Raw genomic sequence first — 12,649 nt, 5'->3', positions numbered from 1 at the left:
TGGAGCTTACGGCACCGGCATCGCGCGCGGATTGCGATGGAAGCGATTGGCGCTCGCCATCCAGTTCGGTAACGGTTCTTCATCACGATGCCGGCCGCCAGCGACGGCTGCGGCCCAGGCCACCGCGGCGCCGATCAGGGTCGCGGCTGCGACCGAGAACGCCACGATGATCGAGTTGCGTCGCGCGCGGTTGATGGCCGTCTTCGAGTCTGCGATCAGCGCATCGACCGCCGCTCGGGATCGCGGGCCGCCGCTGTGAGCACATGAGGCCTCGGCCGGTCCGTCCGGCTGGGGCCTTTCCGCGTTGCGGCCAGCTTGCCCGTCCCTGTCCTATGTTAACGACGCCGGGGCCGGGATCATCAAAGATGCGGTTGGGCGGAACCTCCAGATCAGGAGAGGCGCGTGGATCGCAGAACGGCGTGCCTGCATCAGGCAAATGCATTCCGGGAGAAGGCCCTCACCGATCCCGAGCACCACGACCAATGGATCGACGAAGCCATCAAATGGCTGGAACGGGCGATGGAAGCGAGCTGTCGCGCCGTCACTACCATGACGGCAGATGATGGCAGCGAGGGTTCGGAGCCCGATCGGAGCGTCCTGACCCGCCAGTGAGAGGCGCTGGCGCCGTATGCACCGCTGCGGCAATTGTTCCAGGGACGTAACAATGTTGCGGGTCGACACTGTTCCCGCGCCCATGCTAGGCCGAGCACGGACCGCAACCAGAGTGACGTCGTGCTCGCAAACCGCCAGCCCTCAGGATCTTGCCGCTCGCGCAACTGGCGCGGGCTGCTGTCCGTGCTGATCGCGGCGGTCTATCTGCTCGCGAGCACGCTGCACGGCTCGCACGACATCGACGTCACCACGCCCGCCGGCGGCTCGGAGATCGCTGCGGTCCTTGATGGCCCCACGGGCCACAGCGACCACAAGGTCATCGGCAGCCATCACTGCCATGGCTGCTTCTCGCTGACGGTGACGCAGCCGGCGCCACTGACCGCATCGGTCACGCTCGTGTCCGCAGCGAGCCCGCAACATGCCCCCCGGCTCGCCGGAATTGTCCCGGATACCGACTCCCCGCCTCCCAAACATATTGCCTGAACGGATTGGTCGGGCGTCCCGCACCCATTAGGTTCATCCTTCACAGGTCGGTTTCATGTTTTGCAGGGGAATGGCTGCGCGCCTGGCGTGCGCGGCAGCGTGCCTGATTGCCGGGGCGACGCTTGCGCCGTCTCACGCCCAGACTTTGACGATGCGGAGCGCGCTGTCGCGCGCGCTGGCCGCAAGCCCGCGGCTGACGGCGGCGGAGCGCGACGTCGGCATCGCCACGGGCCAGCGCATCCAGGCGGGCGCCCTGCTCAATCCGGAACTGACTTATGAACAGGACGATTCATTCGGCTCCGGCAAGTACCGCGGGACGCGATCGGCCGAGACCACCCTGCAGATCAGCCAGGCCTTCGAGCTGTTCGGCAAGCGCGAGGCGCGGATTGCAGCCGGAGCGGCTGGCATCGAGGTCGCCGCGATCCAGCGCAAGGCTGTCAGGCTGGAGGTGCTGTCGGAGACTGCAATCGCCTTCCTCGGCGTGCTCGGCGCGCAGCGGCGCATCCAGATCCTCGACGAGCAGATTGCCGCCATCGACCGGCTGACGCCGCTGCTGCGCCGCCGCGTCGAAGCCGGCGCCTCCTCGCCGGCCGAGACCGGCCGCGCCGAGGTCGCATCCGCCCTGGTGAAGGCCGATCGCGAGCGCTTCAAGGCGACGCTGGCCAGCGCCCGGCGCGAGCTTGCGGTGCTGATGGGTGATCCCGCCGCAAAGTTCGGCGAGGTCTCCGGCCGGCTCGACATCACGGGACGCCCGCCCGCGTTCCAGGCCGTGGTCGCCGCCATCGATGCCAATCCGCAACTGGTGCGCTGGACCGCCGTCTACGCGCAGCGCAATGCCGAGCTGCTGCTGGCGCGGCTCAAGCCCTATCCCGACGTGCGGATCGCCGCCGCCTGGCGCCACTACAACGAAACCAATGACGATGCCGTGCGCCTCACCCTCTCGGTGCCGATCCCCGTGTTCGACCAGAACCAGGGCAACATCCTGTCGGCGCAGGAAAGCCTCGCCAAGACCCGTGCCGAGCGCGAGGCCAATCGCAACACGCTGATCGTGATCGCCGGCCGCGCCTACGACTCGCTCCAGGGCTCGCTGCGCGAGCTCGCGGTGCTGCGCGAGACCGCCATTCCCAAGGCCGTCGAAGCGTCCGATGCGATCTCGCAAGGCTACGGCCAGGGCCGCTTCACCCTACTCGAGGTGCTCGACGCCCAGGCGAGCGTCACCCAGGCGCGGCTGCGCGAGCAGGAGGCGCTGCAGAATTTCCATGCCGGCGTCGCGACCATCGAAGGCCTCGTCGGCAATCCCTTCACGCTGGCGCGGGAGAGCGCACGATGAGGACCTCCTCCACCATTTTCATCGCCGTCGTTGCCGCCGCGCTCGGCGCCTACTTCTATGCCCTGCTCGCCCCGGCCAGGCTCGCACCCACCGAGCATGCCGAGCATTCCGAACCGAAGAAGCCGAACGACCATGTCGAGCAGGACGAGCACGGCGCCGACCGCATCCGCATCTCCGACGTGAAGCTCGCCGCTGCCGGCGTGACCCTGGCGGAGGCCGCGAGCGCGACGCTGACCGACACGCTCGCCTTCAACGGCATCCTGCGCGCCAATCAGGAAGCCGTGGTGCAGGTGACGCCGCGCTTTCCGGGCGTCGTCAAATCCATCCTGAAGCGCATCGGCGACAAGGTTGCCAAGGACGATCTTCTCGCCGCGATCGAGAGCAACCAGAGCCTCACCGTCTACGAGCTGAAGGCGCCGATATCAGGCACCATCATCGAGCGACAGATCTCGCTCGGCGAATACGCCTCCGAGCAGAAGCCGGCCTTCGTGGTCGCCGACCTCTCGACCATCTGGGTCGATCTGTCGATCTACCGGCAGGACCTCAGGCGCGTCCGTCTCAACGACGAGGTGCTGATCGATCCCGACGACGGCCGCGGCGAGATCAAGGGCACGATCTCCTACATGGCGCCGATCGGCAGTAGCGACACCCAGACCGCGCTGGCGCGGGTGGTGCTGCCAAATCCGGACGGACGCTTGCGCCCGGGCCTGTTCGTCACGGCAAGACTTGTGCTCACGACCCGCAACGTGGCGGTCGCAGTCCGAGCGGCCGCGATCCAGACGCTGGAGAACAAGACCGTCGTGTTCGTCCGCGAAGACGGCGACAAGATCGAGGCACGCCCGGTCGAGCTCGGCGAGTCCGATCCGAAGTTCGTGGAGATTCGTGCAGGCCTTTCGGCGGGCGAGCGCTACGTTGCCGAGAACAGGTTTGTCGTGAAGGCCGAGATGGGCAAGGGAGACGCCGATCATGATTGACGCCCTGCTCGCCTCCTCCATCCGCCAGCGCTGGCTGCTGGTTCTCATGACGTTCGCTGCCGCCGCCTTTGGCGCCTGGAATTTCACGCGTCTGCCGATCGACGCAGTGCCAGATGTCACCAACATGCAGGTCCAGATCAACACGCGTGCGCCCGGCCTCTCGCCGCTCGAATCCGAGCAGCGCATCACCTTCCCGATTGAGACTGCGATGGGTGGCTTGCCCAGGCTCGACTACACCCGGTCGATTTCACGCTATGGCCTGAGCCAGGTCACTGTCGTCTTCCGGGACGGCACCGACATCTACTTCGCGCGTCAGCTCGTCAACGAGCGTATCCAGCAAGTACGTGATCAATTGCCGGCCGGCGTCGAGGTTGCGATGGGGCCGATCTCGACCGGGCTCGGTGAAATCTACGTCTACTCGGTGGAAGCAAAGCCGGGCGCGATGTCGCCCAGCGGGGTCGAGTTCACGCCGACCGAATTGCGCACGGTCCAGGACTGGATCATCAAGCCGCAACTACGGACCATTCCCGGCGTGGTCGAGGTCAACTCGATCGGCGGCTATGAGCGCCAGTTCCACGTGTTGCCAATCCCCGGCCGGTTGATGGCCTACCGGCTCGGCTTCCGCGACATCATGACGGCGCTGGCGGGCAACAACGCCAATGTCGGTGCCGGCTATATCGAACGCAACGGCGAGCAATATCTCGTCCGCGCCCCCGGTCAGGTCGCCAATATCGACGAGATCAAGGACATCGTCATCGGCTCGCGCGGCGGCGTGCCGGTGCGTATCCGTGACGTCGCCGATGTGCAGGAGGGCCACGAGCTGCGCACCGGGGCGGCGTCGGCCAACGGCAAGGAGACCGTGCTCGGCACCACCATGCTTTTGATCGGCGAGAACAGCCGCACCGTGGCCCAGCGCGTGGCGGCACGCCTCGACGAGATCGCGAAATCGCTGCCCGAGGGCGTGATTGCGCGCGCGGTGTACGACCGCACGCATCTGGTGGAAGCGACCATCCTGACCGTGCAGAAGAATCTTGCCGAAGGCGCGGCGCTGGTGATTGCTGTGCTGTTTCTGATCCTCGGCAACGTTCGCGCCGCCCTCATCACCGCCTGCGTCATCCCACTCTCGATGCTGTTCACCATCACCGGCATGGTCGAGAGCAAGGTCAGCGCCAACTTGATGAGCCTGGGAGCGATCGATTTCGGCATCATCGTCGACGGCGCCGTCATCATCGTCGAAAACTGCTTGCGGCTGCTTGGTGCCGAGCAGCAGCGGCGCGGCCGATTGCTGTCGCTGGACGAGAGGCTCGAGACCATCCGCGCCGGCAGCAGCGAGGTGATCAAGCCAAGCCTGTTCGGCACCCTCATCATCGCGGTCGTCTACCTGCCGGTCCTGACCCTGACGGGGACCGAAGGAAAAATGTTCACGCCCATGGCGCTCACCGTCCTGATGGCGCTTTCCGGCGCGGCACTGCTATCGGTCACCTTCGTTCCCGCCGCGGTCGCGATCTTCGTCACCGGGAAAGTCTCGGGGAAAGAGAACATCTTCATGCGCGCGGCCAACCGCATTTACGTCCCGCTGCTCGACCGCGTCATTCGCTACCGCGGCACGGTCGCGCTGGGAGCCGTGCTGATCGTCGCCGGCAGCCTCTTTGCGGCAAGCCGTATGGGCGGCGAGTTCATCCCGAGCCTGGACGAGGGCGACATCACCATCGAGACCGTCCGGATTCCCGGGACCAGCCTGACCCAGAGCGCCGACATGCAGATCCGGCTCGAGAAAGCGGTCAAGCAGGTGCCGGAAGTGGCGACGGTCTTCTCCAAGATGGGTACCGCTGAAATTGCCAACGACCCGATGCCGCCAAATATGGCCGACACCTACGTCACGCTGAAGCCGCGCGAAGAATGGCCCGACCCACGAAAGCGAAAAGACGAGGTGGTCGAGGACGTCGAGCGCGCCGCCAACACCCTGCCCGGCACCGCCTATGGCATGACCCAGCCGATCCAGATGCGCTTCAACGAGCTCATCGCCGGCATCCGCAGCGATGTCGGCGTCAAGATTTTTGGCGACGATCTCGACGTGCTGGCGGGCATCGCCCAGCAGGTCAACGGCGTGGTCCGCGGCATCGAGGGCGCGGCCGACGTGAAGACCGAGCAGATTGCAGGCCTGCCGATTCTCACAGTCAAGCTCGACCGCCAGGCGCTGTCTCGCTACGGTCTTAGCCTCGGCGAGGTGCAGAATCTCGTCGAGATCGCCATCGGCGGCAAGCCGGTCGGAAAACTGTTCGAGGGCGACCGGCGCTTCGACATCGTGGTGCGGCTGCCGGAAAACCTGCGCGCCAACCCCGAGATGATCAAGTCGCTGCCGATCCCGCTGCCGCCGGGCGAAGATCTCGCAACCGTCACGAAAACCGCCTGGCCGGGCGGAAATACGGCGCTGCGCTACGTGCCGCTGTCCTCCGTGGCCACGATCGAGATCGCGCCCGGGCCGAACCAGATCAGCCGCGAGAACGGCAAGCGGCGTGTCGTGGTGACAGCCAATGTCAGGGGGCGCGATCTGCGCTCCTTCGTCGCCGAGACGCAAGCCGCAGTCGCCGAAAAGGTCAAGCTGCCGCCGGGTTATTTCATCGGCTGGGGCGGACAGTTCGAGCAGCTCGTCTCCGCCACCAAGCGGTTGACGATCGTGGTGCCGGTGGCGCTGCTGCTGGTGTTCCTGCTGCTGTTCATGGGGATGGGATCGGCGGCGGATGCGGCGCTGGTGTTCTCGGGCGTGCCGCTGGCGCTGACCGGTGGCGTCGCGGCACTGCTGCTGCGCGACATTCCCTTGTCCATCAGCGCCGGCGTCGGCTTCATCGCGCTGTCGGGCGTCGCCGTGCTCAACGGGCTCGTCATCATCGCCTTCATCGAGCGTCTGCGCAGCGAGGGACGATCCGTCGCGGAGGCGGTGCGCGAGGGCGCGCTGACGCGGCTGCGCCCGGTGCTGATGACGGCGCTTGTCGCCTCGCTCGGCTTCGTGCCGATGGCGCTCGCCACCGGCGCCGGCGCCGAGGTGCAACGGCCGCTTGCAACCGTGGTGATCGGCGGCATCATCTCCTCGACGGTGCTGACATTGCTGGTGTTGCCAGCACTCTACGTGCTGTTCCGTCGTGACGTGGCAAGCGAAACGCCTACAATGGCGCCTGAGTTGGCGGCGTCCGAGGAGCGCTAGAATTGGGCAGCCATGACCATCACGGTCATCACCACCATGATCATGGCGACCATGGTCATGGTCACGACCACAGTCACGGCCATGTCCATGCCCCCGCGAATTTCGGCAAGGCGTTCGCGATCGGCATTTCGCTCAACGCCGCGCTGGTCGTGGCCGAAGCGGTCTACGGCTATATCGGCAACTCCACCGCCCTGCTCGCCGACGCTGGCCATAACCTTTCCGACGTGCTCGGCCTGGTCGTGGCCTGGGGTGCATCGATCGCGGCACGGCGCGCGCCGCGCGGCCGCTTCACCTATGGCCTGCGCGCCTCCACGATTCTGGCGGCACTTGCGAACGCGGTGTTCCTGCTGGTCGCAACCGGCGCGATCGGCTGGGAGGCGATCCTGCGCCTGCGCCAGCCGGAGCCAATTGCCGGCGTCACGGTGATGGTGGTCGCCGGCATCGGCATCCTCATCAACGGTTTCACCGCCATGCTGTTCGCGAGCGGACGCAAGGACGACATCAACATCGAAGGCGCCTATCTGCACATGGCTGCCGACGCCGCGGTTTCGCTCGGCGTCGTGGTCTCGGCGGCGCTGATCATCTGGACCGGCTGGCTCTGGCTCGATCCCTTAACCAGTCTCGTCATCTGCGCCACCATCCTCTGGAGCACGACGAGCCTCTTGCGCGGCTCGATCGACATGTCGATGGCGGCCGCACCCAGGGGCACCGACCTCGCCGCGATCAGGGCCTTCCTGCTGGCGCGGCCCGGCGTCTCCGGGATCCACGATCTGCACGTCTGGCCGATCTCGACCACCGAGACGGCGTTGACCTGCCACCTCGTCATGCCGGCCGGTGCGGACGACGCATTCCTGATGCAGACCGCGCAGATGCTGAAGGCCTCCTTCCGCATCGGACACACCACGCTTCAGGTCGAGACGCATCCCGACAACGGCTGCGCGCTGGCACCGGATGATGTGGTGTGACCGCGCTTATGCCTCACCGCCGGCCCAGCCGGCCTTGGCCTTCACCCAATCGAATAGCACACTGCCCAGGATCGCGCTCGAGCCGGCCAGGAAGGGAATGGCGTAATACGCGTAGCGATTGAGCCCATAAACGAGGAAGGTCGGAAACGCGACGCTGACCATCGCCAGCAGGATCATCAAGGTGCCGCCGGCAACAAGGCGGCCGCGCGCCCGCCGAACGAGCCCCGCATGGCTTGCGGGGACACCAATCAGCAGGATTAGCGCGAGGCAGGCGGTTGCCGATGACAGCCACAAGATCACTCCCGGCCGGTCGTCGTATTCGGTCGAGACTTTTAGACCGCAACACAGCGTCACCAAGTCCGAACTCGGCGCGTAGCCGCGCGCAAACAGACGGTTCAGGGTGAGCTGGAACTGATCCGCGGTCGGCAGCAGCCGCGACCAGGGCTTATAGTGATCCTGAATCAACTGTCCGGGCTTGAGCCCGGTCGGACTTCCAAAGAACGGATACCTGTCGCGGTTTACGAAGAACTCGTAGCCCTGCGGACTGGGCGCCCGCCGCGCAACCGAATTCGCGTCGAACAGCAGGAAGAACGTCTCCCGGAGAAAATGCTTCGTGAAGTGTCGATAGAGCGTCGACGGCGTCGTCAGCGTTTCGATAAAAATATCCCGAACGACCCTCTCGAGATCTGTATCGCTGTCCCCGGGCTTCGCTAGCCGGTGCATCGCACCGAACGGCCACTGATAGACACCGACGTCTGGCCATCCCCCAGGGGTATCCGCAGCCCGCATCTGCTCGACGAACTCCCGCGCTTGCGCTTTTCGGTCGAGATGGACGCCGCGCTCAAAATCGCCGGAATAGCCAACCACGAAGGCCATCACGGCCAGAGTCTCATTGCCGGCGGGTCGCTTGCCGATCGCGAAGTTGATCGCCGCGGGTGTCAGATAGACGGCGGAAGCCAGGACGCCTGCCAGTGCAAGCGCGCCAAGCCGGCGCAAGAGTCCCGTGTCCAGCACCACCGCCAGCCACAACAGAATGACAACGGCCTGTCCTATCGCCGCCGACCGGCAGGTCATCACGGCGCCGAGCGTCAAGCCCACCGCCGCTGCGGCCGGCAAAGCCGGCCATTTCCTGAATGCAGCGCCCGCGGCGATGAAGGCCGCAAGACTCACCAGGAAGTTGGAGATCGTCTCCGCACCGATCGTATTGTCGTAGTGGATGATGCGGCCATGCAGCGCAGCAAGACAAAAAGCCAGAAGCGCGAAGACGCGCGGCGCGCCGGCGAAACGCACGATCCCCGCGACGAAAAGCGCGGTGCCGACGCTCAACAGATGCTGCGCGACGACGAAGACGAGGATGTGCGGACCGAACAGCTTGGACAGCAGCGCAAGGAAGATGGCCAGGCCGTACGGCCGCTTCATCGTATCCTCGAGATACTGCCCTTTCAGGATGGATTCGGCCTGGATGAGATAGGCCGCGCTGTCTTCGTGGATGAAGTGATCAGGCCAGTTCACCAGGAAAGCAAGGTGAACCATCAAGGCCAGGCCGATTGTACAGGCCCAGACCCAGAACCACGCGACACCGTTTGCCCACGCGAGCAAGGAAGGTAGAAAACCACGACGCTGGCTTGATGTTCGATCCACTAGCAATCCCCGCAAGTGACATGCCCGATAAGTCTTGCCACAATGCTATGCCGAGCCTTGGCTCACCGGCGAAGACGAGACCTTCCAACGGTGCGCCAGCCGACGAGCGGCCCAACGATTGATCGGCCGTTCGAACAGGATCCAGGACCCCGATGCGATGACGATGACCAGCACCAGCAGGCTCCAGCGCCAGATCTCGCCGTTCGCCTTGTCGAAGTGCCTCCACGCAGCCAGCCACGGCAGGAACATGAACACGGGCCAGTGCCACACATACATGCCGTAAGAGATGTCCCCAAGCCAGACGAACACGCGCGGCGCATACGGCAGGAGCGCCAGGCCGGCGACGGCCAGACAGCACGCCAGCGGCGTCGACCATATCGTCAGCTGCGGGGCAAAAATGTAAACGACGATCGCCAGAGCAAGAAAAGCCAGGCTGGAGATCCAGCGCGGCGATAGCCGTGCGACCATCATGTAGGCGAACACACCGGCGGCGAAGTCGGCATAGTGACCGTCGGCAACACGAGATATGATCGGCTGCTGCGGCTCGATGGCGCGTCCGATCCAGGTGGCAGCGATGCACCAGACGAGCAACAGCCTGGGTCCGCCAAGCGGGATGAGCACCGCGGAGACGAGATAGAAAATCACCTCGCACTCGAGCGTCCAGCCCACGGCATTCATCGGGGCGGGCTGCGGAACGATCAGAAGCGACCGCACGATCCGTCCCAGTTCGATTTCGTGCGGCGGCCCTCCAATGCCGCGGCTGAAGAACACGATCATGACCAGCGTCGCGAGCGCATTGAGAGGATAGATGCGGAAGAAGCGTTTGATGAGAAAACTGAACTGCGTGTAGTCCGGTGCAGCCGAGACATAGCAGACGATGAAACCTGAGATCGCGAAGAAGAGGTCAACGCCAGCGGCGCCGCGATCCGCCAGAAATCTCCAGGTGGCAAGCTGCGACGGGTCGAAATAGACCAGCGCGAGGTGCGTGTGAAAGTATAACACCGCCAGAGCAGCTATCGCGCGCCCAAGCTGCACGCCCGGCAGCCGACCATGAAGTTGAGCATTTCCCATCCCGTCCCGTACCTAGCAGCGCACGCAGCCCTGCGCAACGACACACAACTCGGCCTGTCTGCTCAGGAGCAGCTCGGATGCTCGGCCGCCTATCCCGCTTTCGCCGTCACGATCCAGATCGCGCCTTGCAACTCGACGCGCTGGCCCTCCAGGAACGGCGCGAGCGTCTCGCGGATCGAAGCCTTGGCAGCCGCATACGTCTCCGGCGGATGGCCCTGCAGCGCGCGGCTGGCCGGGCCGATCTGGAGCGAGCCGTCGACGGCGGCATCGAGGCCGCCGCCGATCGCGATATCCATCGCCAGATTGTACGGCTCCATTGCCACATCCACGAAGCCTGCACCTTTCAGGATGCGCATTACGCGCTCCTCCGAGGCAAAGGCGAACGGGCCCGGCTCCTCCGGCCCGACCGGCGGCATCTTCGGCACGTGCTTATAGACCGCCATCAGCGGCGCCATCATCCAGGGATTTTCCTTCGGCTCGCGCCAGCAGACGAAAGCAAGCCGCCCTGTCGGCTTCAGCGCGCGGCGGAGGTTGGCGAAGGATGCGATGGGATCGGCAAAGAACATCACGCCGAAGCGCGAGGCGAGCAGATCGAAGCGCGCCGGCTCGAACGGATGCACCGTCGCATCCGCCAGCACGAACTCGAGCGGCAGGCCCTTTGGCGCCAGCGCGCGCGCCTGCGACAGCATCGGCTCGGAGACGTCGAGGCCGAGCGCGAAACCGTCAGGCGCCACCGCCTTCGCGAACGCCACCGTCGTCGCACCGGAGCCGCAACCGACGTCGATCACGCACTCACCCGGCCTCGGCCTGGCACGGTCGATCAGGACGTCGGCAATGGGTCCGAGCAGCCTCTCCTGCACCGCGTGGCGATCGGCCCAGCGCTGCCCACTGGGGCCGTTCCAATAGGCGATCTGGTCGGCGTTTTGCTCGTGTCCGCTCGGCTGTTCCATCAGATCTTCAATCCTTCACAATGGTCGATCCGCCGCTCCCGCAATTGTGTGGGTTCACCTGCGTCGGATCCCTGCCCGGATCGTAACGCAATTTTCTGCAAGGACCACAGCCGCCGCTGCCGGGAATTGGCTGCGCTCCCGGCTGGAAATGCTCGCATTGTCGCCGCATAGCTTTCACCGAATGGCCGCATCGGAAGCAGACGACAACCAGATTTCGAGGATAGCGTTTTCGCGTTGCTCACCTTGGAAAGGCATGACCATGCGCAGCTTCATGGCCCCCCTCATTATCGCAACCCTCTCCTTCGGGACGCCGACTTTCGTGCAGGCGCAGGGAACATCGTCGCAACCGGGAGCAGAATCGCCGCCCGCCCAGAGCACCGTCATCCGCCAGATCCAGGTTGTCGACATTAAGGACTTGCAGCCCGCGGTGCGCTCGAAGGTCGATGAAATCGTCGCACAGACGAGCGATGACGATATTCAATCTCTCCGGAAAACGATTGACGCGACTCCCCAGGCGGCATCCGCGCTCAAGGCGAAGGGTCTGACCTCGTCGCAGGTCGTTGCGATCAACATTGCCGAGGGCGTCCTGACCTTATTCACCAAGACGGCCTGATATTTCCGTCGGGAATGACGACGCGCCACTGTGGGGCACGTGACCGCTCCACGGTGGTTTTGGCATGCCCGGTCGAGGTTTGCAGGGTGATGTGCTCTTCAAACGAAACAGCCAGCCGCGACCGAACGGAGGCTTTGCGCTGATGCCATGCTCCAATCGGTCGCCCGGCATGACAGCCTGTTCGGCTCCGCAAGGCGAAGTGTGGTGGGCGGTCACGGATTCGAACCGCGGACCCTCTCGGTGTAAACGAGATGCTCTAACCAGCTGAGCTAACCGCCCTCGCCGCCTCTTTAGCCCTACGAGCCCCGAACCGGCAAGACCCCAGCCCCAACGACTTGGGCCTCAATACTTGGGCCTCAATACCTGGGCCTCAATCCTGCGGCCTTCCCGGCAGCAGCGGCACGGCATCAATCCACACCGCCGCCGACTGGCACCAGATCTGCCGCACCGGCCTAAGCGCGTTGCGCTGGCGAATGCTGCCCCAGCGGATACCCCAATCGTCGGCCTGGTCGCCCTCGCCGCTGGTGAACAGCGGGGAACCGCAGTCGGCGCAGAAATGCTGGAAGCGCATCCGGCCGTTGTCGCCACGCTTGCCGTAGACCTTTGGTGCGCCGCCGGTCAGCCGCACATCGGCCCCGGAACAGATCGCCGTCACGCGGAACGGCGAGCCGGTCAACATCTGGCAATCGGTGCAATGGCACACCGAGACCGCCTCGGGATCGATCTCGGCCTCGTAGGTGATCTTCCCACAATGGCATTGCCCGTCGATCTGCATGACCAGCCTCGAACAAAAACGGCGCCCGAAGGC

At 65.1% G+C, this 12,649-nt stretch carries 12 protein-coding genes and 1 tRNA gene; 8 read left to right on the top strand and 5 right to left on the bottom strand.

What is annotated here, in order from left to right:
• The first annotated feature begins 46 nt into the window (after nucleotides 1–46).
• The 7 genes from CVM73_RS41735 to CVM73_RS14830 all read left to right on the top strand — a co-directional run bounded on the left by CVM73_RS41735 (nucleotide 47) and on the right by CVM73_RS14830 (nucleotide 7,566).
• Nucleotides 47–259: a hypothetical protein gene (locus CVM73_RS41735; RefSeq protein WP_208639204.1), complete on the top strand. Its 213-nt coding sequence runs from the start codon at nucleotides 47–49 to the stop codon at nucleotides 257–259.
• A gap of 143 nt (nucleotides 260–402) precedes the next feature.
• The gene (locus tag CVM73_RS14855; RefSeq protein WP_100232702.1) at nucleotides 403–612 is read left to right on the top strand and encodes a hypothetical protein; all 210 of its coding nucleotides are present in this window, start codon (nucleotides 403–405) and stop codon (nucleotides 610–612) included.
• 120 nt (nucleotides 613–732) lie between these two features.
• Nucleotides 733–1,095: a hypothetical protein gene (locus CVM73_RS14850; RefSeq protein WP_100232701.1), complete on the top strand. Its 363-nt coding sequence runs from the start codon at nucleotides 733–735 to the stop codon at nucleotides 1,093–1,095.
• 55 nt (nucleotides 1,096–1,150) lie between these two features.
• Nucleotides 1,151–2,425 (top strand): divalent metal ion exporter subunit IhpA, encoded by a 1,275-nt coding sequence (ihpA, locus tag CVM73_RS14845; protein WP_100232700.1) that lies wholly within the window; start codon nucleotides 1,151–1,153, stop codon nucleotides 2,423–2,425.
• Nucleotides 2,422–3,399 carry a divalent metal ion exporter adaptor subunit IhpB gene (ihpB, locus tag CVM73_RS14840; protein WP_100232699.1) on the top strand — a complete coding sequence of 326 codons (978 nt, stop codon included), beginning with the start codon at nucleotides 2,422–2,424 and terminating at the stop codon, nucleotides 3,397–3,399. Before ihpA ends, ihpB begins: the two co-directional genes overlap by 4 nt.
• Nucleotides 3,392–6,601, top strand: coding sequence for an efflux RND transporter permease subunit (locus CVM73_RS14835; RefSeq protein ID WP_100232698.1), 3,210 nt, complete (start codon nucleotides 3,392–3,394; stop codon nucleotides 6,599–6,601). Before ihpB ends, CVM73_RS14835 begins: the two co-directional genes overlap by 8 nt.
• Nucleotides 6,602–6,603: 2 nt before the next feature.
• Complete coding sequence (locus CVM73_RS14830; RefSeq protein ID WP_167406835.1) at nucleotides 6,604–7,566, top strand: cation diffusion facilitator family transporter; 963 nt, start codon at nucleotides 6,604–6,606, stop codon at nucleotides 7,564–7,566.
• Between the two features lie 6 nt (nucleotides 7,567–7,572).
• On the opposite strand, the gene CVM73_RS14825 is transcribed toward CVM73_RS14830, so the two are convergent.
• From CVM73_RS14825 to CVM73_RS14815, 3 genes are all read right to left on the bottom strand, one after another.
• Complete coding sequence (locus CVM73_RS14825; RefSeq protein ID WP_146006599.1) at nucleotides 7,573–9,207, bottom strand: hypothetical protein; 1,635 nt, start codon at nucleotides 9,205–9,207, stop codon at nucleotides 7,573–7,575.
• Nucleotides 9,208–9,252: 45 nt separating this feature from the next.
• Nucleotides 9,253–10,278 carry an acyltransferase family protein gene (locus tag CVM73_RS14820; protein WP_100232696.1) on the bottom strand — a complete coding sequence of 342 codons (1,026 nt, stop codon included), beginning with the start codon at nucleotides 10,276–10,278 and terminating at the stop codon, nucleotides 9,253–9,255.
• Between the two features lie 89 nt (nucleotides 10,279–10,367).
• Nucleotides 10,368–11,228 carry a class I SAM-dependent methyltransferase gene (locus tag CVM73_RS14815; RefSeq protein WP_100232695.1) on the bottom strand — a complete coding sequence of 287 codons (861 nt, stop codon included), beginning with the start codon at nucleotides 11,226–11,228 and terminating at the stop codon, nucleotides 10,368–10,370.
• Between the two features lie 253 nt (nucleotides 11,229–11,481).
• Between CVM73_RS14815 and CVM73_RS14810 the strand changes: the two genes are divergently transcribed.
• Nucleotides 11,482–11,841 carry a hypothetical protein gene (locus CVM73_RS14810; RefSeq protein ID WP_100232694.1) on the top strand — a complete coding sequence of 120 codons (360 nt, stop codon included), beginning with the start codon at nucleotides 11,482–11,484 and terminating at the stop codon, nucleotides 11,839–11,841.
• Nucleotides 11,842–12,043: 202 nt separating this feature from the next.
• Here the strand turns inward: CVM73_RS14810 and CVM73_RS14805 are convergent.
• Both CVM73_RS14805 and CVM73_RS14800 read right to left on the bottom strand, forming a co-directional pair.
• Nucleotides 12,044–12,120, bottom strand: a tRNA-Val gene (locus CVM73_RS14805).
• 91 nt (nucleotides 12,121–12,211) lie between these two features.
• A complete protein-coding gene (locus CVM73_RS14800; RefSeq protein WP_100232693.1) occupies nucleotides 12,212–12,616 on the bottom strand; it encodes a GFA family protein in 405 nt (134 codons plus the stop codon).
• Between the last annotated feature and the right edge of the window lie 33 nt (nucleotides 12,617–12,649).

It is taken from the genome of Bradyrhizobium forestalis, assembly GCF_002795245.1.
Classification (GTDB): Bacteria; Pseudomonadota; Alphaproteobacteria; order Rhizobiales; family Xanthobacteraceae; genus Bradyrhizobium; species Bradyrhizobium forestalis.
This window is presented reverse-complemented; position numbering and strand designations above follow the sequence as displayed.